Annotated in this window: 17 protein-coding genes and 1 pseudogene; 13 read left to right on the top strand and 5 right to left on the bottom strand. The window is 66.3% G+C overall.

Annotation, left to right across the window (positions count from 1 at the left end):
* Positions 1-37 precede the first annotated feature (37 nt).
* From mtnA to N5C18_RS18600, 3 genes and pseudogenes are all read left to right on the top strand, one after another.
* Positions 38-1,102 (top strand): S-methyl-5-thioribose-1-phosphate isomerase, encoded by a 1,065-nt coding sequence (gene mtnA, locus N5C18_RS18590; protein WP_279945372.1) that lies wholly within the window; start codon positions 38-40, stop codon positions 1,100-1,102.
* 216 nt (positions 1,103-1,318) lie between these two features.
* Positions 1,319-4,033: a DNA gyrase subunit A gene (gyrA, locus tag N5C18_RS18595; RefSeq protein ID WP_279945373.1), complete on the top strand. Its 2,715-nt coding sequence runs from the start codon at positions 1,319-1,321 to the stop codon at positions 4,031-4,033.
* A 130-nt stretch (positions 4,034-4,163) separates the two neighbouring features.
* A pseudogene (locus N5C18_RS18600) lies at positions 4,164-6,695 on the top strand (membrane-bound PQQ-dependent dehydrogenase, glucose/quinate/shikimate family).
* A 37-nt stretch (positions 6,696-6,732) separates the two neighbouring features.
* Here the strand turns inward: N5C18_RS18600 and N5C18_RS18605 are convergent.
* Positions 6,733-7,722 (bottom strand): zinc-dependent alcohol dehydrogenase family protein, encoded by a 990-nt coding sequence (locus tag N5C18_RS18605; protein WP_279945374.1) that lies wholly within the window; start codon positions 7,720-7,722, stop codon positions 6,733-6,735.
* A gap of 119 nt (positions 7,723-7,841) precedes the next feature.
* Here N5C18_RS18605 and N5C18_RS18610 point away from each other — a divergent pair, with 119 nt between their 5' ends.
* The 3 genes from N5C18_RS18610 to N5C18_RS18620 all read left to right on the top strand — a co-directional run bounded on the left by N5C18_RS18610 (position 7,842) and on the right by N5C18_RS18620 (position 10,693).
* Positions 7,842-8,747 carry a LysR family transcriptional regulator gene (locus N5C18_RS18610; RefSeq protein ID WP_164240957.1) on the top strand — a complete coding sequence of 302 codons (906 nt, stop codon included), beginning with the start codon at positions 7,842-7,844 and terminating at the stop codon, positions 8,745-8,747.
* A 33-nt stretch (positions 8,748-8,780) separates the two neighbouring features.
* Entirely contained in the window at positions 8,781-10,406 is a 1,626-nt protein-coding gene (locus N5C18_RS18615) for a serine hydrolase (RefSeq protein ID WP_279945375.1), read from the top strand.
* Between the two features lie 62 nt (positions 10,407-10,468).
* Positions 10,469-10,693, top strand: a complete 225-nt coding sequence (locus tag N5C18_RS18620) for a hypothetical protein (RefSeq protein ID WP_279945377.1) — start codon at positions 10,469-10,471, stop codon at positions 10,691-10,693.
* Between the two features lie 12 nt (positions 10,694-10,705).
* On the opposite strand, the gene N5C18_RS18625 is transcribed toward N5C18_RS18620, so the two are convergent.
* Positions 10,706-11,098, bottom strand: coding sequence for a DUF3037 domain-containing protein (locus N5C18_RS18625; protein WP_279945379.1), 393 nt, complete (start codon positions 11,096-11,098; stop codon positions 10,706-10,708).
* Positions 11,076-11,852 carry a HipA family kinase gene (locus N5C18_RS18630; RefSeq protein WP_279945381.1) on the bottom strand — a complete coding sequence of 259 codons (777 nt, stop codon included), beginning with the start codon at positions 11,850-11,852 and terminating at the stop codon, positions 11,076-11,078. Before N5C18_RS18630 ends, N5C18_RS18625 begins: the two co-directional genes overlap by 23 nt.
* Before the next feature lie 458 nt (positions 11,853-12,310).
* On the opposite strand from N5C18_RS18630, the gene N5C18_RS18635 reads away from it, so the two are divergent.
* The 4 genes from N5C18_RS18635 (at position 12,311) to N5C18_RS18650 (ending at position 16,586) form a co-directional block, all read left to right on the top strand.
* Positions 12,311-12,640, top strand: coding sequence for a hypothetical protein (locus N5C18_RS18635; protein ID WP_053511310.1), 330 nt, complete (start codon positions 12,311-12,313; stop codon positions 12,638-12,640).
* A gap of 167 nt (positions 12,641-12,807) precedes the next feature.
* Positions 12,808-15,270, top strand: coding sequence for a prolyl oligopeptidase family serine peptidase (locus N5C18_RS18640; protein ID WP_164240960.1), 2,463 nt, complete (start codon positions 12,808-12,810; stop codon positions 15,268-15,270).
* A gap of 109 nt (positions 15,271-15,379) precedes the next feature.
* Positions 15,380-16,147, top strand: coding sequence for a hypothetical protein (locus N5C18_RS18645; RefSeq protein ID WP_164240961.1), 768 nt, complete (start codon positions 15,380-15,382; stop codon positions 16,145-16,147).
* A 118-nt stretch (positions 16,148-16,265) separates the two neighbouring features.
* Positions 16,266-16,586, top strand: a complete 321-nt coding sequence (locus N5C18_RS18650; RefSeq protein WP_053511307.1) for a hypothetical protein — start codon at positions 16,266-16,268, stop codon at positions 16,584-16,586.
* Positions 16,587-16,599: 13 nt separating this feature from the next.
* On the opposite strand, the gene N5C18_RS18655 is transcribed toward N5C18_RS18650, so the two are convergent.
* The gene (locus N5C18_RS18655; RefSeq protein WP_279945382.1) at positions 16,600-17,583 is read right to left on the bottom strand and encodes a hypothetical protein; all 984 of its coding nucleotides are present in this window, start codon (positions 17,581-17,583) and stop codon (positions 16,600-16,602) included.
* 138 nt (positions 17,584-17,721) lie between these two features.
* On the opposite strand from N5C18_RS18655, the gene N5C18_RS18660 reads away from it, so the two are divergent.
* A complete protein-coding gene (locus N5C18_RS18660; RefSeq protein WP_279945383.1) occupies positions 17,722-18,687 on the top strand; it encodes a DUF2268 domain-containing putative Zn-dependent protease in 966 nt (321 codons plus the stop codon).
* Between the two features lie 50 nt (positions 18,688-18,737).
* Entirely contained in the window at positions 18,738-19,547 is an 810-nt protein-coding gene (locus tag N5C18_RS18665; RefSeq protein ID WP_279945385.1) for an SGNH/GDSL hydrolase family protein, read from the top strand.
* On the opposite strand, the gene N5C18_RS18670 is transcribed toward N5C18_RS18665, so the two are convergent.
* Complete coding sequence (locus N5C18_RS18670) at positions 19,495-20,364, bottom strand: LysR family transcriptional regulator (RefSeq protein ID WP_279945386.1); 870 nt, start codon at positions 20,362-20,364, stop codon at positions 19,495-19,497. The two genes, N5C18_RS18665 and N5C18_RS18670, sit on opposite strands and share 53 nt — an antisense overlap.
* A gap of 105 nt (positions 20,365-20,469) precedes the next feature.
* Here N5C18_RS18670 and N5C18_RS18675 point away from each other — a divergent pair, with 105 nt between their 5' ends.
* Complete coding sequence (locus N5C18_RS18675) at positions 20,470-21,603, top strand: agmatine deiminase family protein (RefSeq protein WP_279945387.1); 1,134 nt, start codon at positions 20,470-20,472, stop codon at positions 21,601-21,603.
* Positions 21,604-21,605: the final 2 nt, after the last annotated feature.

Consider the following 21,605-nt stretch of genomic DNA (forward strand, 5'->3'; position numbering starts at 1 on the left):
GCTCCAACGCTGCCGGGCGTGGCCCTACAATGGGCCCATGAACCCTGCCTCCGACATCGATTACGCCCGCTACGACCACATCCGCCCGATCCTGTGGACCGGCGATGCCCTGCAACTGCTGGACCAGCGCAAGCTGCCGTTCGTGGTCGAGCACGTGGTCTGCCATGACAGTGACGAGGTCGCCTCGGCCATCCACGCACTGACCGTGCGCGGTGCGCCGGCGATCGGTATCGCGGCTGCCTGGGGCGTGGTGCTGGCGGCACGTGACGTGCAGGCGGCCGATGGCATGCAGGCACTGCAGCAGCTGGAGCCGGCGCTGCAGCGCTTGAACGCTTCGCGTCCGACCGCAGTCAACCTGGCCTGGGCGCTGGCACGCATGCGCCGTTGCCTGAACGCTGCCGGCCCGGACTGGAAGGCATTGCTGGCCGCGGAAGCGCAGGCCATTGCCGAGGAAGACCTGGCCGCCAACCGTCACATGGGGGCGCTGGGCGCGGGCCTGATCGACGCTGGCAGCGGCGTGCTGACCCATTGCAATACCGGCTCGCTGGCCACCGCCGGCTTCGGTACCGCACTGGGCGTGATCCGTGCCGGCATGGCCCAGCACCGCATCGCCCGTGTCTTCGCCGGCGAAACGCGGCCGTGGCTGCAGGGCGCGCGCCTGACCGTGTGGGAGCTGCAGCAGGATGGCATCGACGCCACCCTGATCGCCGACTCGGCAGCCTCGCACCTGATGAAGACCGGTGCCGTGCAGTGGGTGATCGTCGGTGCCGATCGCATCTGCGCCAATGGCGATACCGCCAACAAGATCGGCACCTACCAGCTGGCCATTGCGGCCCGCCACCACGGCGTCAGGTTTATGGTCGTGGCACCGTCCTCCACCGTGGACATGGAGACCGTGGACGGCAGCCAGATCGAGATCGAGCAGCGCGATCCGGGCGAGCTGTACGGCGTGGGCGGCACCCGCACCGTGGCCGAGGGCATTGCCGCCTGGAACCCTGTATTCGACGTCACCCCGGGTGAGCTGATCGACGCCATCGTGACCGAGCGCGGGGTGATCCTGAACCCGACCGTGGAGAGCATGCGCGCCGCCTTCGGCGGTTGAAGCGCAGGGGAGGGGCAGCGTGACCTCCACCCCGGGTCGTGCCGGCCGCTGGCCGGCAACCCCTAAGTTCCTGATTTGTGCCGGTAAAATCCCCGTAAAGGGAGGCGGAAAACGGCCTGTTGTGGTAGTATCCACAGGTTGAATCGAGGTTCCGGCACGACCCCCTCCCGCAGAGGGCTGCGCCGGACTGGACCGCTACCAGACAACGGAACCCGAATGGCAGAAACCGCCAAGGAAATCATCCAGGTCAACCTGGAAGACGAGATGCGCAAGAGCTACCTCGATTACGCCATGAGCGTGATCGTGGGCCGCGCGCTCCCGGATGCGCGCGACGGCCTCAAGCCGGTGCATCGTCGCGTGCTGTTCGCGATGAACGAGTTGAACGCGCACAGCAACAAGCCCTACTTCAAGTCGGCGCGTATCGTCGGTGACGTCATCGGTAAGTACCACCCGCATGGCGATCAGTCGGTGTACGACACGCTGGTGCGCCTGGCACAGCCGTTCTCGCTGCGTTACATGCTGGTCGATGGCCAGGGTAACTTCGGTTCGATCGACGGCGACTCCGCCGCGGCGATGCGATACACCGAGGCGCGCATGTCGCGCCTGGCGCATGAGCTGATGGCGGACATCGACAAGGAAACTGTCGATTTCCAGCCCAACTACGACGAAAAGGAACTGGAGCCGACGGTCATGCCGACCCGGTTCCCGAACCTGCTGGTCAATGGTTCGGCCGGTATCGCGGTGGGCATGGCGACCAACATCCCGCCGCACAACCTGAGCGAATCGATCAACGCCTGCATCGCGCTGATCGACAACCCGGACATCGATGTCGACGGCCTGATGGAGTACATCCCGGGCCCGGACTTCCCGACCGCCGGCATCATCAACGGCACCGCCGGCATCGTCGCCGGCTACCGCACCGGCCGTGGCCGCGTGCGCATCCGTGCCAAGGCTGATATCGAAGTGGCCGACAACGGCCGCGAATCGATCATCGTCACTGAAATTCCTTACCAGGTGAACAAGGCGCGTCTGATCGAGAAGATCGCCGAGCTGGTCAAGGAAAAGAAGATCGAAGGCATCAGCGAGCTGCGCGATGAGTCCGACAAGGACGGCATGCGCATCTACATCGAGATCAAGCGCGGTGAATCTGCCGAGGTTGTGCTGAACAACCTGTACCAGCAGACGCAGATGGAGTCGGTGTTCGGCATCAACATGGTGGCGCTGGTCGATGGTCGCCCGCAGTTGATGAACCTCAAGCAGATGCTGGAGGCGTTCGTCCGCCACCGCCGCGAAGTGGTCACCCGCCGCACCGTGTTCGAGCTGCGCAAGGCGCGCGCCCGTGCCCACGTGCTGGAAGGCCTGACCGTCGCGCTGGCCAACATCGACGAGATGATCGAACTGATCAAGACCTCGCCGAACCCGAACGAAGCCCGCGAGCGCATGCTGGCACGCGTGTGGGAGCCAGGCCTGGTCGGTGCGATGCTGGGCGCCGCCGGTGCCGAAGCTTCGCGTCCGGAAGACCTGCCCAAGGGCGTGGGCCTGATCGAGGGCGGCTACCAGCTGACCGAGATCCAGGCCACCCAGATCCTGGAAATGCGCCTGCACCGCCTGACAGGGCTGGAGCAGGACCGCCTGACCGACGAGTACAAGCAGCTGCTGGAAGTGATCGCCGGGCTGATCCACATCCTGGAAGATCCCGACCGCCTGCTGCAGGTGATCCGCGAGGAACTGGTCAACGTCAAGGCTGAATTCGGCGACGAGCGTCGCACCGAAATCCGCCACAGCGAAGAAGACCTGGACATCCTCGACCTGATCGCGCCGGAAGACGTGGTGGTCACCGTGTCGCACGCCGGTTACGTGAAGCGCCAGCCGGTGAGCGTGTACCGCGCGCAGCGCCGTGGTGGCCGTGGCCGTAGTGCGGCGGCGACCAAGGAAGAGGATTTCATCGAACAGCTGTGGCTGGTCAACACGCACGACACGCTGCTGACCTTCACCAGTTCGGGCAAGGTGTTCTGGCTGCCGGTCTACCAGCTGCCGGAAGCCGGTTCCAACGCCCGCGGCCGTCCGATCATCAACTGGATCCCGCTGGAGCCGGGCGAGCGCGTGCAGGCCGTGTTGCCGGTGCGCGAATACGCCGATGGCCAGTTCGTGTTCTTCGCCACGAAGAACGGTACGGTCAAGAAGACCCCGCTGGGCGAGTTCGCCTTCCGCCTGGCCCGCGGCAAGATCGCGATCAACCTGGACGAGGGCGATGCGCTGGTCGGCGTCGGCCTGACCGACGGTGAGCGTGACATCCTGCTGTTCGCCTCCAACGGCAAGACCGTGCGCTTCGGCGAGGACAAGGTCCGCTCGATGGGCCGTACCGCGACCGGCGTGCGTGGCATCAAGATGCCGGCCGGCGAGGAAGTGGTCAGCCTGATCGTGGCCGAGAGTGCCGGCGGCAGCGAGGACGAGAACGAGGACGACAACGGTGTCGAGGACATCGCAGCCAATGGCGATGCGGTGATCGACGGCGCCGACGACGCCAGCGTGCAGTACATCCTCACCGCCACCGAGAACGGCTACGGCAAGCGCACCCCGCTGCCGGACTACCCGCGCAAGGGCCGTGGCACGCAGGGCGTGATCGGCATCCAGACCACCGAGCGCAACGGCAAGCTGGTGGCCGCGGTGCTGATGGGCTCCGGCGATGAAGTCCTGCTGATCTCCGATGGCGGCACCCTGGTGCGTACGCGTGGCTCGGAAATCAGCCGCGTCGGCCGCAACACCCAGGGCGTGACCCTGATCCGCCTGTCGAAGGACGAGAAGCTGCAGGCGGTGGAACGCATGGATGCCTCGATCGACGAGGACGAGGACGAGATGGCCGCCGCCGCCCCGGCCGCGACCGACGGCATCCCGGCTGCTGCCAGCAGCGAGGACACCGCGCAGGAGTGATCCTGCCGCCAGCTTGAGGTACCCGACGACGCCGGCCCTGTGCCGGCGTCGTCGTATCCGGATGCCATATATACGCGCGCGCTTCACGTCGGCGGTGGGATAAGGGCGCATGCTGCCCCGGAGATCGACGATGTCCGCCACGCCGCAGTCTTCCTCCGCTCCTTCCTCCCGCCACCCGCTGGTCACCGTGCTGTCGCTGCTGCTGGTCGTGCTCGGCCTGGTCATCGGCGGGCTCGGCGCGTGGCTGCTCAGCCTCGGTGGCTCGGCCTACTATGCGATCGCCGGGTTCGGCCTGCTGGCCAGCGGCATCCTGTTGTTCGGCAACCGCCGCAGCGGTGCGCTGCTGTACGCGCTGGTGTTCCTCGGCACGCTGCTGTGGACCTGGTGGGAATCGGGCAGTGATTACTGGCGCTGGGTGCCGCGGCTCGGCCTGGTGACTGTGCTTGGCATCGTGCTGGCGCTGCTGGCGCCGACCCTCCACCAACCCGTCTCCAGGCGCCTGTCGCGCAGCGTCGCCGGCGTGCTGATGCTGGTGTTCGTGGCGGCCTTCGGCCTGGCGTTTGCGCCTCATGGCGAAGTGGATGGGCATCAGCCGTTCCCGGAAGGCGCAGCCAGTGCCGGCCTGGAGCCGACCCGCGACACCACCGGCCTGCAGCCGGCCGACCAGCCTGCCGAGGGCGACTGGCCGGCGTGGGGCCGCAGCAACGCCGCCACCCGCTACTCGCCGCTGCAGCAGATCACGCCGGCCAACGTCGGCACGCTGCAGCTGGCCTGGCAGTTCCGGACCGGTGACCTGCCCAGGAAGCGCTGGGGTGCGGAAACCACACCACTGAAGATCGGCGACCGCCTGTACCTGTGCACCGCCCGCAACCGGCTGATCGCGCTTGATGCCGCCAGCGGCAGGGAGCTGTGGCGGTTCGATCCCAAAGTGAAGGATGCCTCGATCCCGTACACCGCCGCCTGTCGCGGTGTGAGTTACTACCAGCAACCGAGCGCACCGACCCTGGCTGATGCGGCACTGGCGGATGTCGCTGCCGATCTGGCACTGCCGGAGCCACCGCCCAGCGTGACCCGGAGTGCTGCGCCGGGCAGCCATCCGGCCTGCTGGGCGCGCATCATCGAAGGCACGCTGGACGGCCGCCTCATCGCGGTGGATGCCGGCAGCGGCCGGCCCTGCGCCAACTTCGGCAACAACGGCTAGGTCGACATCACCCTGGGCATGGGCGAGGTACCGCCGGGGTACGTGTCGATCACTTCGCCGCCGGCCATCGTGCGCGGGGTGATCGTCACCGGCCACCAGGTGCTGGACGGGCAGCGTCGCGATGCACCGTCGGGGGTGATCCAGGCCTACGACGCGATCACCGGCAAGCTGCGCTGGGCGTGGGACATGGACCAGCCCGAGCGTAGCGGCCTGCCTCCGCGCGAACAGACCTATACGCGTGGTACGCCGAACATGTGGACCACGGCCACCGGTGACGAGGCATTGGGGCTGGTCTACCTGCCGCTGGGCAATTCGGCCGGCGACTACTGGAGTGGCTCGCGCACGGAAAACCAGAACCGCTACGCGACCTCGCTGGTAGCCATCGATGTGGCTACCGGCAAGCCGGCCTGGCATTTCCAGGCGGTGCGCAAGGATGTCTGGGACTACGACCTGGGCTCGCAGGCCAGCCTGATCGACTATCCGACGGCTGCCGGCAAGGTGCCGGCGATCCTGCTGCCGACCAAGCAGGGCGACATCTACATCCTCGACCGCCGCAACGGCCAGCTGCTGAGCGCCGCTGAAGAGCGCAAGGTGCCCATCGGCGGTGTCGAGCCCGAACAGCGCTCACCCACCCAGCTGTTCTCGCTGTACCACACGCTGCGCCGCGAGCATGACCTGACCGAGCGCGACATGTGGGGGCTGACCCCGATCGACCAGCTGGTCTGCCGCATCCAGTTCCGCAAGGCGTACTACGAAGGCTTCTACACACCGCCGAGCAGTGATCGTCATTCCATCGAATACCCCGGCTACAACGGCGGCTCGGACTGGGGCAGCGTGTCCATCGATACCCGTCGCGGCGTGGTCGTGGCCAACTACAACGACATGCCCAACTACAACCGGCTGGTGCCGCGTGCCGAGGCCGACCGGCTGGGCTGGCTTCCGCGCGAGAAGATCCGGTTCGACAAGGGCGGCGCCGAAGGCGCGGGCGACCCGCAGGTAGGCACGCCGTACGCCATCCAGGTCAATGCCGGCTGGCGGCTGCCGTTCACCGGCTTGCTGTGCAAGCAGCCGCCGTATGGCGGCATCCGGGCCATCGACCTGCGCACCGGCAAGCTGCTGTGGGACCGCCCGTTCGGCAGTGCCCGTGGCAATGGACCATTCGGCATCCGTTCGGGCCTGCCGATCGAGATTGGCACGCCCAACAACGGCGGCTCGGTGGTGACCGCCAGCGGCCTGATCTTCATTGCCGCGGCCACCGATGACCTGTTGCGCGCCATCGATCTGAAAACCGGCAAAGAGCTGTGGCACACCAAACTGCCGGCGGGCGGACAGGCCAACCCGATGGTGTACGAACAGGGCGGCCGCCAGTACGTGGTGATCATGGCCGGCGGCCACCATTTCATGGAGACCCCGAAGGGCGATTACGTGATGGCGTACGCGTTGCCGGCGGGGCAGAAATAGAGGCGGCCATCGGCCGCCCCCATTGCATCACGTCCGATTACACCGTCACTACCACCTTGCCGATCTGCTCGTTCGATTCCAGGTAACGATGTGCGTCCTGGATCTGCGCGAACGGGAACACCCTGGCGATCTTCGGCGCCAGCGTGCCCTTGTCCAGGCCGTCGACGATGAACGCCTTGGCACGCGCCAGTGCGGCATCGTCGGAGACGATTTCCGAGTACAGGTAGCCCTTCAGCGTCAGCGACTTGCCCAGCACGTTGAACAACGGGAACGGCGTGGGTTCGCTGCTCAGCGCGCCGTACTCCAGCAGGATGCCGCCGCGCGCCATCGCTTCGGTCAGCGGCACGAACTGCGGGCCACCGATCGGATCGAACACCACGCGGGCACCGGCGCCCTCGGTGATGCGCGCTACTTCGGCCACCAGATCCTGTTCCTCGGTGGCGATGACATGGGCGGCACCGGCATCGAGCAGGGCCTGGCGCTTGCCCGGGCCACGCGTGACCGCGATGGGCGTGGCGCCTACGGCATTGGCGATCTGGATGGCGGCGAGGCCGACGCTGCTGCTGGCGGCGGTGATGATGACGAACTCGCCGGCCCCTAGCTTCGCCTGTTCCAGCAGCGCGCCCCAGGCGGTGACGTACTGCATCCATACCGCCGCGGCCTGCTCGAAGCCCAGCGACGCCGGGTGTTTGACCACCAGTCGCGCCGGCACGTTGGCCAATTCTCCATAGGTGCCCCAGCGCGCGATATCCAGGGGTGGGACCACGCTGACCGCATCGCCCGCGCTGAATCCGTCCACGGCACTGCCGATGGCTTCGACCACGCCGGCCGCTTCGTAACCGAGGCGACTGGGGAACTGCGCTTGCTGCAGGTAAGCGCCATTGCGGAACATCACCTCGGCGCGGTTCAGGCCGATGGCCTTGACCCGGACCTGGATTTCGTCGGCGGCGGGGGCGGGAACGTCGATGTCGTCGATGCGCAGCACATCGGCATTGCCATATTCGTGGATGCGGACAACCTGACTCATGGGGGGCTCCAGGGAGGGGCCGGCGGTGGGGCCGGCGGGGAAGTGGTGGCCACTATGCACGTGGCCTGCGTCCAGAATAAGAGGTAATCTGGCATTTCATTGGAAATATTCTGTTTGCAATGGACCTGATCGTTCCCCTCCGGACCTTCGCCAAGGTGGCCGAGGTCGGCTCCTTCGCCGCCGCCGCCGCCGTGCTGGATCTGTCGCCGCAACTGGTCGGCAAGCACATCCAGGCGCTGGAGCAGCACCTGGGCGTTCGCCTGCTCAACCGCACCACGCGCAAGCAGAGCCTGACCGACTTCGGCCAGGCCTTCCTGGCGCGGGCGCGGGTGATCCTGGAAGAGGTGGAGGGCGCCGAGCAGCTGGCCGAGGTGGCACGCGGACGGCCGATGGGGCGCCTGCGCATCAGCGCACCGGTCACCTTCGGCGTGCATGCGCTGGGCCCGGCGGTGGTGGCCTACATGCAGGACTACCCGGACGTGCAGGTCGATCTGAACCTGTCCAACAGTCTGGTCAACATCGTCGAAGACGGCTACGACCTGGTGTTTCGCACCGGTGACCTGGCCGACAGTGGATTGGTGGCGCGACGGCTGGGGCCTTATCCGCTGGTGCTGTGCGCATCGCCGGCATACTTGGCCTCGCGCCCGGCCATTGTCCATCCAAACGATCTGAGCCGTCACGAGTGCCTGGGCTTCGCGCATTCGATCATCCGCACCCGCTGGAGCTTCCGCGATCCCGAGGGCAGTGTGCTGACCGTGCCGGTGTCCAGCCGCTTCATGGTCAATCAGGCCGAGCCACTGCTGACTGCGGCCGTCGGTGGGTTGGGGCTGATCCTGCAGCCCTACGAAATGCTCTCGGCGGCGCTCGCACGCGGTGATCTGGTGGAAGTGCTGCCGATGTTCGAGCCGGTGTCGACCTGGATCCATCTGCTGTACCCGCGCGACCGCCAGCTGACGCCCAAGCTGCGCAGCTTCGTGGATTTCTGCGTGGCGCGGTTCAGCGAGCAGAGCATGGCGCGGCGGTAGCGTGGCCATCGGTCAGCATTGTTCCTGTCTACTGTGAAGGATCACGCCCTCACGCCGCTTCAGGGCCGCAACGTGTTGTGCGCTTTCCAGCCAACGCGCGCAGTGGATGGCAGCGCATCGAAGCATTCAACGCTACCGTTGATGTGTTGCGGCAGAGTCCCTGGCGTGGATGCGGCGGGCCGATCCATCATCCAGGATGCGTCCAGGGACACCCGCAAAGGAACTGTAATGAGGGCTTTTGGACGCCTGTTTCTCTGCAATGCACTGGCCTGCGTGGTCCTGGTGATCGCCTCGGCTTCTCCGGCAGTTGGCGCAAGATCTTTCGAGCATGCGCATCCACGTGCGCAGAATGCCATCGATGACTGGCTTGCGGCCTTCAATGCGGGCAGCCTAGAGGGGCTGCAGGCATTCGCCGACAGATATGCGAAGCAGGAGGGCAGCACTCCCAAGGACTATCTCGACTTCCGCGAGAGCACAGGCCCGCTGAGCGTTCTGGAAACACTCGAGAGCACGTCCAGCCAGGCGAAGCTGTTGGTGATGGGCCAGTTGAACGAGCGTGCGATGCGGGTGACGGCCGTCATGGATCCGGCCAATCCTGCGCACGTGAAGCAGTTCCAGATTGAGGGCGCTGAAACGCCGGACAAGTACAAGCCAGCGCGGGTGGCTTTGCCTGTCCTGATGGCCGATGCCGCGGCAAAACTCGAGGCGCTGCGGGCGCGGGACGCGCTGTCGGGGGCGTTGCAGGTGGTACAGAACGGCAAGGTGCTGCTGGACTGGCGCGGTGGCGATTCTGATCGCACCGCTGGCATCCCAGTGGGCGTGGATACGCAGTTCCGCCTTGCGTCCTCCAACAAGATGTTCACCGCAGTGGCCATCCTGCAGCTGGTGCAGGATGGCAAGCTCAATCTCGATGACACGATCGGAAAGCACCTGCCGGACTATCCGAACAAGGCCGTCGCCAACAACGTGACCGTACGTCATCTGCTGTCACATACCAGTGGCCTGGGTGATTTCTTCGGCGATGATTTCGAACAGTATTCTGCGTCGCTGAAGACGCTGGATGACTACGTGCAGCGCTTTGCCAAGGATGCGCCGCAGTTCGCGCCTGGCAGCCAGGACAGCTACTCGAACTATGGCTTCATCGTACTGGGGCGCATCATCGAAGCGGTTTCAGGGCAGTCGTACTACGTCTATGTGCAGGACCACATCCTGCGCCCGGCCGGTATGACCGGCACCGGCTTCGAGCCGGAAATAGTGAGTGTTCCGAAGCGTGCCGTCGCCTACACGAAGAAGGATGGGCAATGGCTCCGTGAAACGAAGTCGCTGCCCTGGCGTGGCATGTCAGCCGGTGGTGGCTACAGCACGGTGAGCGACATGGTGGCGTTTGCCGAGGCATTGCGTAGTGGAAAGCTGGTCTCACCTGTATTGCTGCAACAGGCCACCACGGCGCAGAACCACAAGGGCTGGTACGGATTCGGCTTCGTGGTGCAGGGCGAGGGCAGGGAACACCAGTACGGCCACGAAGGCGGTGCGCCCGGATCGAACAGTGCCATCGTGGTGCTGCCCGCGCAGGGCTGTGTGATCGTTGGCCTGGCCAATGTCGATCCGGATGCGATCGGCAACGTGGTCAACTACATCGCGCGAAGAGTGCCGCTGTAGGCCCGAGCGACTGTGCTGCAGCGATGTTGACGCTGGGGCGGGTGGCGGACCAGAATCGGTTCATGAGCCGATTCCTTCCCGTGGTATGTCTGGTCGCCAGCATGGTGCTCCTGCTGCGCGGAATGCAGGTGATACTCAAGGGTGTCGCGGTGATGGCCAGCGAAGGTGCCAGCGCTGCGTATGCACAGGGCTACCTGCATGGACAGGCGGTAGCCGGGTGGATGTTGATTGCTGCAGCAGCAGCCTGTGCGCTCATTGCCTGGCAGAGGGTGCGCGCGAAGAAGTGAGAGACGGCCGCATCAGCGCGGCACCCGCACCATCTTCGTCATCAGGTGTTCGACCACACCGGCCGGGTCCGCCGTGCGACCCACGTGCGTGCTCGACATCTGCACGATCGAGCTGCGCTTGGCGGTGAGGAAATGGAAGCGCGCGCGTGCCGGCAGCTGCGCGATCGGCCCGGCGCTGGCGTCGCCACGGCAGATCGCCACGATCGCATCCAGCCACGGCTGCAGCGCCTCCTGGTCCAGCGCCGGGGCGAACGCGTGCAGGCGTGCCGGATCGATCTCGATGGCCGCTTCCAGATGACGCGCGCCGGGGCAGGACACGATCACTCCGACGTTGATGAACTCTTCGCGTTCCACCCGCGGCACCACGCGGATGACCGCATAGTCATACGTGTGCAGCGTGGGCACGGATGGCCTCCTGCACGAACACCGCACGCACTTTCAGGCGGTGCTCGAGATAGTTGATGTAGCCCTGGCGATAGGCCTGCGGGCTGTTGAATGCGGGCTCGTTGACCAGCCAGCTGTCCGGCACCAGGCCGACGATGCGCTCGATCTCGGCATCGGTCAGGCGGGCGGCCAGTTCGGCATCCACCTCGGCGATGCGGCTGGCGAACGACAGCAGCACGTGGTCGCGGATCAGTACGAAGGGCTTCTCGCAGGCGTCGCCGGCATTGGCCCAGTCGTGATGGAAGTACATGGCCGCACCGTGGTCGATCAGGTACAGCTTTCGATGCCACACCATCAGGTTGGGATTGCGCGTGGTGCGATCGACATTGCTGGTGAACGCATCGAACCAGACAATGCGCGAGGCCAGGTCGGCATCCACGGGCATTGCCGCCGGATCGTAGTTGATCGCGCCGGGCAGGTAGTCCAGACCCAGGTTCAGGCCCTCGCTGGCACGGATCAACTCCTGAATTTCCGGGTCCGGCTCGGTGCGGGCGAATTCGCGGTCCAGTTCGACGAACAGGATCTCTGGAATCGGCAGGCCCAGCGTGCGCGCCATCTCGCCGGCAATCAGCTCGGCGATCAGCGCCTTCGGTCCCTGGCCAGCACCACGGAACTTCAGCACGGCCATGCCGTCGTCGTCGGTCTCGACCACGGCCGGCAGGGAGCCACCTTCCCGTAAAGGGGTGATGTAGCGGAGGGCATGTACGGTGCGCATGGGCGCATTCTAGCGTGGCGCCGCGGGAGACGCGCCGCAGCGGAACGACGCGCCAGCTTAATGAACGGGCACCGCGCGAATCGCCTTGTACGGGCCGCCGGCAATCTTCACTTCTTCCTTCCGCGCGCAGTGGCAGCATTCGTTCCAACGGAGCAACACGCCCGCGTGTGACCTTCAACAGGAGGCCGTCATGCCGCTACAGTGCAGCTGTCACGCTTCACCCTGCATGCAACGCAACGCGTGGTGTTGACCTTGGCCTGACACGGTCACGGCACCGGCACGGATGGCCGCCCCCGCAGCTGCAGACACCGTTCACACCTCGCGCCCCCGGCGTTGCCCGGTGGGTCCTGCGATCCAGAGAGTTGCGCCCCGAGATGAATCCCTGCGTTGCCGCCGGCAGTGGCAACGTGGGCGGCCGCCGAATCCATGATGTCCCCACAGGCTTTGGAGGTGCACCGATGAGCGACGAATTCAATCCCATGTTGCCGCCCCTGGACGATGCCAAGGTCGAGGAAATGATCGGCAAGCTGGTGCTGGTCGGTGTCACCCGCTATGGCGGTGATGGCCAGGTGCAGGGGCTGGAGCAGTACGCGGGTACGGTGCTGCGCATCAGCGCTGACGAAGGCGTGGTGCTGGCCGACGAGAACGATGGCCACGAGCGCTACCTGCCGCCGATGCTCGACCAGTACCTGCCCGCCGAACCGGGCGAGTACCGCATGCGCAACAGCGGCATGATCGTGGTCGACCCGGACTACCTGGCCACCTGGGACCTGCACGCCCAGCAGTAGTGCCAGGCCACGCCTGGCAGGTGCCGGCAGTTCCCCGGCACCTCCCGGCGCTGCACTTTGCCCCATCCGGCCACTAGTCCTTCCGGCCCATTCACTACAGCCCCTGCGGTGCTAGATTCGGGCCCTTGCCCGTCCTCGGGCGCCCATTCACACCCCAGGGGATAAGGATGCTGATCCGTCGAACCTCTCTGGCGGCGGCCATTGCCGTTGCCACCGTCGGCCTGCTGGCCGCTGGCCCGGCGCTTGCCGATTACGCGAAGCCGCCGGAACACCTGCTCAAGGTGCTGAAGGCACCGCCGCCGCCGGCACCGAACGTGGCACCGGGTGGCCAGCGCCTGCTGCTGACCACCGCGCAGACCTATCCGTCGATCAGCCGCGTGGCCCAGCCCTATCTGAAGCTGGCCGGCGTGCGCCTGGAGCCGAAGAACCGCAGCCGCCATGACACCCCCGGCGGCTATGGCATTCCGGCCTGCGTGGCCGACTTCACCCTGGTCGATACCGGCAGCGGCAAGGAAACCAAGGTGAACCTGCCGCAGGGCTGCGCCACCGGCGCGCTGTGGTCGGCCGATGGCAGCCACTTCGCCTTCCAGAACGCGGTCGACACCAGCGTGCAGCTGTGGGTCGGTGATGCCGCCACCGGCCAGGTGAAGCAGGTGCCGAACGTGCAGCTGAACCCGATCTTCGGCAACACCGTGCAGTGGCTGGGTGGCAGCCAGAACCTGCTGGTGAAGCTGGTGCCGGCCAACCAGGGCCCGGCACCGTCCAATGGTGGAGTGCCGACCGGCCCGGACGCGCAGGAGTCGCTGGGCAGCAGCGGCGAGAGCAGTACCTATGAAGCGCGCGACACGCTGACCAGCGTGCATGACGAAAAGCTGTTCGCCTACTACGGCGCCTCGCAGCTGGCGGTGGTCGATACTGCGGCTGGCAGCGTGCGCCCGGTCGGGCAGCCGGCGCTGTTCAACGAGGTCAGCGCCGCACCCGATGGCGTGCATGTGCTGACCGAGTCGATCAAGGCCCCGTATTCGCACGCGGTGACCTACCAGCGCTTCGCCAACGACGTGGCGGTGCTGGACATCGCCAGCGGCAAGACCACCGCGATCGCCAGCCTGCCGCTGGCCGATCGTGTGCCGGTGCACGGCGTGCCGGAAGGCCCGCGCGGTTTCGACTGGCGCGCCACCGATCCGGCCACCCTGGTCTATGCCGAAGCGCTGGACAAGGGCGACTGGAAGGTCAACGTGCCGCACCGTGATCGCGTGCTGATGCTGAAGGCCCCGTTCAACGGCAAGCCGACCGAAATCACCCGCACTGCGCAGCGCTTCGAAGGCTTCGCGTGGACCGCCGATCCGGCCGTGGCTTTCCAGTACGAGAACGACGAGAACCGCCACTGGATGCAGACCCGCATCGTCGACGTGGACCAGCCGAAGAAGGAAGGGCGCCTGCTGTGGGACATGTCCAGCGATGAGCTGTACGGCAACCCCGGCAACCTGGTCTTCACCCGCCTGCCGAACGGCGCGCCGGTCGTGCGTCGTGAGGGCAACCATGTATTCCTCAGCGGCCGTGGCGCTTCGCCGCAGGGTGATCGTCCGTTCCTCGACCGCCTGGACCTGGGTACGCTGAAGAGCGAGCGCCTGTTCCGCAGCAGTGCCGATGCCTACGAGCAGTTCCTCGGTTTCAGCGCCACGCCGGGCCGCTACCTGACCTGGCACCAGTCGGTGATCGATCCGCCGAACGCCTTCATCCGCCAGCAGGGTGAGGCGGTGGCCGATGCGAAGGCCGGCGAGGCGCAGTTCGCCTCCAGCGCCACTGCGCTGACCAGACTGGTCGACCCGACCCCGGAAGTGCGCCAGATCAAGAAGCAGCTGGTGACCTACAAGCGTGCCGATGGCGTGGACCTGTCGTTCACCCTGTACACGCCGCCGGGTTACAAGGAAGGACAGCGCGTGCCGGCGATCCTGTACGCGTACCCGGCCGACTTCGCCAACGCCGCGCAGGCCGGGCAGGTGTCCGGTTCGCAGCAGACCTTCACCCGCCTGCAGCCGTACCGCCTGATGCTGCTGGCCGGCTACGCGATCATCGACAATGCCTCGTTCCCGATCGTGGGCGACCCGAAGAACGCCTATGACACCTACCTGGAGCAGCTGGAAGCCGACGCCAAGGCGGCGGTGGACAAGGCAGTGGACATGGGTGTGGTTGACCGCAACCGCATCGGCGTGACCGGTCACAGCCATGGTGGCCTGATGACCGCCAACCTGATCGCGCACACCAATCTTTTCAAGGCGGGCGTGGCCACCAGTGGTTCGTACAACAAGACCTTCACCCCGTTCGGCTTCCAGAACGAGCGTCGCTCGGTATGGCAGGCGCAGGACGTGTACCTGAAGGCCTCGCCGTTCTTCTACGCCGACAAGATCAAGCTGCCGCTGCTGCTGGTGCACGGCGAGGATGACGCCAACCCGGGTACCGAGCCGTTCCAGTCGCGCAAGCTGTACCAGGCGATCCGTGGCAACGGCGGTACCACCCGCCTGGTGATGCTGCCGAACGAGCCGCACTGGTACACCGCGCTGGAATCGAACGAGCAGCTGGTGTCGGAAATGCTGAACTGGTTCGACACCTACGTGAAGAATGCCAAGTAGCGTCGAGCCTGCTCGACGGCGTTGCAGAAGGCCGCCTCCGGGCGGCCTTCTGCATCCGGTGGAACCGGTCCTACGCTGGGCTGCTGTTTGAAAGGGATGGGGAGGCCTCATGAAGACTGGATTGCTGGCACTGGCTGCGCTGCTGGTCTCTCCGGTTGCCATGGCGGTCCCGCCACGGATGAGCGTGCACGTGACGTACGACTGGTCTGGCTGGGGTTCGGTGTCGGAGCGCTGGCTCATCCAGCGCGATGCCTATGGCATGACCACCCGTGTGCAGGTGGTGGATGCGCCTGACGTGAAGGCGCGCCTGCCTGAGCTGCTGCCGGTCGACGCCATGGCGGCCTTCGAGGCCGCGCTGCAGGCAGCACCACTGACCCGGGAAGCCACAGTGAATCTGATCAGTTCGCGGCTCGACCGGGCCGCGATACTGGGGCTGGACCCGGGGCTGCGCAGCCTGCAGCCGGGCGCATGCTCGTTCGTCCAGCAGCGTGCGTTCGCCCGCCAGGCGCTGGCCACCTTGAGCCTGCAGGCACGTGTCGCACGCCATTTTGAAGGTCTCTGGACCGACGATTACCCGATGATGACCGTGGTGGTGACCCGGCCGGGACGCCCGGATGTCGTACTGGTATCGACATCGCAGGCGACGATGATGCTGCCCTGGAAGCGCCTGCCGTCGGCGGAGTTCGATCAACAGGTGTTGGCCGGCGCGCAGGAAGAGTGGCGCCCGGCATTGAGCGAAGCGGTGAATGCGCTGTTGCCGGACGGCGAAGCGACGCGCAGCCGATTCCAGATGGGGTGGCTGCAGGACCGGTTGCGCAGTGACCTCGCACTGGAGTCGCTGGACTGTGGTGCCTGGCGCAGACGGCGCGCAGAGTGATCTATCAGGCGTGCACTGCAATCAACTGTGGAGGCTCGGTAACGGCGTGTTACCGGCACATTCCCGCGTCAGGCAAATGAGCTAGGCTGACCCTGTGAGTTCGTCCCGGGTCGGTGCAATGAAAGCCATCCTTGTTGCTGCAACGTTGTCCTTGGTCCTGGTCTCGACTGCAGGTGCCCAGCCACTGCCTGCCGAGCTGGCCCAGCTGGGGATCATCGCCGGCATGCCTTACGCCAAGGCCAAGCGCCTGCTCGATGCGGCCGGCTGGCAGGCCCAGCCGATGCAGGGCGCGCCGGAATCGCTGGAAGGCTTTCCGGAAGTCGGATGCCAGAAGGGCGGAAAAGAGTGCGTCACGACCTTCGAAAAGGGCGATCAGCAGGTCGCGGTGCGGCTGGGCACTACCCTGGCAGGGCAGCCGTTCGTGCAGGGCGCTGACTGAGCGTCTGCCGCCCTCACGCCAGCGGCAGCCGGTCCAGCGCGTGCGACAGGCGATCATGCAGGTCGCGCACGTGTTCGGCTTTGGCGTGGGTCCGCGTGGTGTCACCAAAGCTGCGCAGATAGGCGCAGGCCGCGAAGCCGGAACTCTTCTTCTCGTATTCGGCAATCCAGGCCAGGCGGTCCGGGTTGTTGGCCTGCTCGGCTGACCACGCGGCCACCGGCGGACGGATGCGGTGCTTCAGGCCGACGCGCCAGGGTTTGGGTGTCAGCCGTGCACGGAAGCAATGCTGCAACCGGCACATGCGCGCGTACAGGGTGTCGGCGCCCAGTGCCTTGAAGAACGCCTGCAGCTGTTCGTCCTCGGGTGGGAACGTGGCGTGCATGGCCAGCACGCGCAGTCCGGCCGGTGTCCGGTAGGCCCGCAGGTGCCAATCCGGATGCTGCTCGCTGAAGGCCGCGACCCGCTGCAGGGCCACACCCTCGGCGCCACCGGCCGCTGCCAGGCGGCGCCTGCGTTGCATCAGCAGCGCGGTATTCACCAGCACCACTGCCGCCACGCCCAGCACCAGTCCCACCAGCCAGTGCCAGAGCAGGGTACCAATGATGGCGCCGGCAAACAGCAGCACCGCCGCGATGAGGGCGGGCATCACGCACCCTGCCGGGGGCGGCGCGTGGTCGATGTCGGCGAACAGCACGTCCGGGGTGTTCAGGCACAGCGCACCGTAGCTGTTGCGGGTGATGATGACATCGCCGTCGCGCCGCACGATCTGCTCGCGGATCGGAACACCTTCCACACCGTAGTTGCTGCGCACCTCACGACGCGGCAGTGCCTGTCCGGCAAGGATGGCGTTGAGGGCTTCATTGGCACGCCGGTCGGCGTGCCCCTGGGCCTCGGCCGGGCCTTCGTCGGACCAGCCGAAGCGGCGCACGACCATCGGCCGGCCGCGGAAACGGGCCTGCAGGCGGGCTTCGGCCCAGTACGCGGGGACGATCATCATCGTGCGGTGCTCCATCATCCGTGGCAGGTGCCGAAGCGAGTCTGGCACAGCGCCGGAGCGGCCGCATCCGCCTGCTGCGGCGGGTCGGGCAGAGTGGTAGATTGCGCGCTTCGCATGCACTCCACCAAGGACGGAGCGATGTTCATGATCCTGCGCGGCCTGTTGGCCCTGGCCTGTACCGGGGCGGTTGGCATGGCCATGGCGGCGGAGCCGGCCGCGCCGCAGATCCTCACCGAGGATGTCACCCGCTTCTACGCGCTGTACGACACTGCCGGCGGCAAGCCCAGCGTTGCACAGCTGCGTGGATACATGGCCGAGGGCTCGGTGGGCCTGGCGGAGTTGGCCAAGGCGCGGCGGGTCACTCCCGAACGGATTGCCGAAGCCATGGCCGCCCAGCCCGAGCTGTACGCACAGGGACGAAACTGCCTGGCCGAGCTGCCGGTGGTGAAGCAGCGCCTGACGCACGTGTTCGCCAACCTGCAGGCGATCTACCCGCAGACCCGGTTCCCGCCGGTGACCATCGCGGTGGGCCGTGGCCGGCCGGTCGGGCTGACCTCGAAAAGTGGCGTGATCATCGGGCTGGAAGCACTGTGCGCGGCCGACTTCATGAATCCCAATGTGCAGGACCGCTTCGTTCACGTGATCGCGCATGAGTACGTGCACGTCCAGCAGACCGGGCTGACCGACTTCGAGCCGGGCGATCCGCATGCGACGGTACTGCGTGTGTCGCTGGGTGAGGGCATCGCCGAGTTCATCACCGAACTGATTTCCGGCAACGTGGGCAATGGCCGCCATGCCGCGTGGACTCGCGGCCGCGAAGTGCATATCGAAAGCGCGTTCGCACTCGACCTCGACAGCACCGACCTGTCGCCGTGGTTGTACAACTACACGCCCGGTTCGCAGGAGCCCTACGACCTGGGCTACTGGGTCGGTTACCGGATTGCCAAGGCCTACTACCTGCAGGCCAGGGACAAGCGTGACGCAGTGCGAGCGCTGATCCAGCAGGACAATCCCAAGGCCATCCTGGCCGCCAGCGGCTGGACGCCGGGCATGTGGATGCCGGCGAAGGTGACCGGCGTGGCGGCGCGCACCGCTGCGCGCTGAGCCTTGTGCACAGCGCTAGACTGCGGGTCTGGTCATCTGGAGAACCACGCATGCGTGGACCCGTGCTGCTTGCCGCTGCAATCACCGTTGTCATGGCGCTGAGCACGCCACTGGAGGCGGCCGAACAGGCGGCGGTCAATCCGTTGCTGGTCAAGCCTGTTGAACAGCTGCGTCCGGACGAAGTGCGTTTCATGCAGCAGCAACTGGCCGACTGGCCGCAGCTGCAGCGCTATCGCGACGCCAACGCACAGCTGCCTGCGGCAGTGCCCGGTCAACCACGCGTGGTGTTCTTCGGTGATTCGATTACCGAAGGTTGGGGCAGGGAGGGCAGTGCCTCGTTCTTCCCAGGCAGGGGCTGGCTCAACCGTGGCATCAGTGGCCAGACCACGGCACAGATGCTGCTGCGTTTCCCGCAGGATGTGCTGGCACTGCACCCGCAGGTGTTGGTGATCCTGGCCGGTACCAATGACATTGCCGGCAACACCGGCCCGTCCACGCAGGCAATGATCGAGGACAACCTGCACGCGATGGTGGATCTGGCGCGCGCGCATGGCATCCGCGTGGTGCTGGCCTCCGTGCTGCCGGTCAGCGAGTATCCGTGGATGCCGGGCATCACTCCAGCGCCCAAGGTGCGTGCGTTGAACGCTTCCCTGAGGCGCTATGCCGATGCGAAGCAGCTGGTGTATCTGGACTACTACACGCCGATGGCCAATGCCGAAGGTGGTCTGGACCCACGGTTGGCCGAGGACGGCGTGCATCCGACCGCGAAGGGCTATGAAGTGATGTCGCCGTTGGCTGAGGCGGCGATCAAGCGCGCGCTGTTGCAGGCAGACTCGCCAGCAACCACTCACAGAAACTGATCACCAGCGGATCTGCGGCGCTGTCCTCATGCACCAGCCAGCTCCAGCGTGGGCCGCGCACGCGTGCATCATCCAGCGGTTGCAACAGCCCCTGCTCGCATGCCCGTGCCGCCAGCAACTCGCTGACCAGCGCGATGCCCAGCCCCTGGCACGCAGCATCCAGCAACTGCCCGGGCTCGGAGAAATTCATGCCCTCGCGGCGCTGGCGCACGTCCGCGCCGCCCTGTACCTGCCACTGGCTCCAGTCCATCTCGCGCTCGCCATGCAGGGTCAGGCGCTGCTGCACGGGCGTGGCGAGCAGGGCCGGATGGCAGGCCGGATAGAGACGGTCCTGCAGCAGCACCCGATGCTGGCACTGCGCCTGTGAGTCGAGGTCATCACGCACCGCCACGTCCAGCGTCTGCGTGGTCATATCGGGTGCTTCCTCGCTGGTCAGCAGCCACAGGTCGGCGTCGGGATGCAGGCGATGGAAGTCGGCCAGGCGCGGCACCAGCCAATGACGGGCAAACGCCGGGCTGGTGTTGACGATCAGTTGATTGGGTTTGCGGTACTGATCGAGCCGGCGGATGCCGCTGGCCAGCTGGCGCAGGAGCGACTGTGTGGTGTCCAGCAGGTCGAGGCCGGCATCGGTAAGGGTGACGCTGCGACCCTGGCGGAAGAACAGCGGCTGCTGCAGGGCGTCTTCGAGGCCGCGGATCTGCTGGCTGATGGCCGATTGGCTCAGGTGCAGTTCCTCGGCCGCGCGATGGAAGCTGCCGAGCCGGGCGGCGGCTTCGAAGCCCCGCAGGGCGTTCAGGGGTGGCCAGTGCTTGAGCATTTCAGATAAGCAGAACTGTTCAGATGATGGCTGAATCTATCGTTTGTTCTTATAGATCGGCAAGCGCAGCATAGCGTCCATCCCACACCGGCCCTGGAGCCTGTCATGAGCAACCGACGTCACTTCCTCACCCAGCTGGCGGGCGCCGCCGGTCTTGGCGGCCTGGCCGCCCTGGGTCTGGCCGGCCTGCCGGGTCGCGTGGCAGCGGCAGGCCCGGGCGCAGGCATCTGGCGCATGCCGGACGAGCACGGCCCGCAGGAACGCGTGTTCCTGGCCTTTGCTGCGCAGCCGCGCGTGTGGGGCGCGCAGGCCGATGCGGTGAACACCGCCGTGGCGCGGCTGGCGCGCACCATCGCCCGCCATCAGCCGGTCAGCGTGCTGTGCCGCCCGGCGCAGTTGAAGCAGGCGCAGGATCGCTGCGGCCGCGACAACATCGAGTTCCTCGAGGTGCCGCTGGATGACATCTGGGTGCGCGACTACGGCGGCTGCTTCGTCACCAACGGCCAGGGCGGGCTGGGCCTGGTCGACTTCAACTTCAACGGCTGGGGTGGCAAGCAGAGCGCGCGCAACGATGGCGCGGTGGCACCCTGGCTGGCGCAGGTGACCGGCGCAACGCTGCTGGAAAGTGACCTGGTGGGCGAGGGCGGCGGCATCGAAGTCGATGGCCATGGCACCGCCATCCTCACCGAGAGCTGCTGGGTGAACCGCAACCGCAACCCAGGCTGGTCGCGCGCGGATATCGAAGCCGAGCTGAAGCACCACCTCGGCCTGCGCAAGATCATCTGGCTGCCCGGCATCGCCGGTGAAGACATCACCGATGCGCACGTGGACTTCTACGCGCGCTTCGTGCGTCCGGGTGTGGTGATCGCCAACCTCGACAACGATCCGGAGTCCTACGATTACGCGCTGACCCGTGAGCACCTGCAGATCCTGCGCGGGGCCACTGATGCCGATGGCCGCCGCCTGCAGGTGCATACGCTGCCGCCGCCGCTGGACGGGCGCGACAACGTGCATACCCGCGACAACGACGATCTGGCGATGGGCTACATCAACTACTTGCCGATCAATGGCGCGGTGGTCGCGCCGCAGTTCGGTGATGACGCCGCCGACGGCTACTGCCGTGAGCTGCTGGAAGAGCTGTATCCGGGCCGCGTGATCGAACAGGTGGACATCGATGCGATTGCCGGTGGCGGCGGCGGCATCCATTGCGTGACCAAGAACATGCCGAAGGTGGAGTGAGG

It is taken from the genome of Stenotrophomonas sp. GD03930 (assembly GCF_029839665.1).
Lineage (GTDB): Bacteria > Pseudomonadota > Gammaproteobacteria > Xanthomonadales > Xanthomonadaceae > Stenotrophomonas > Stenotrophomonas forensis.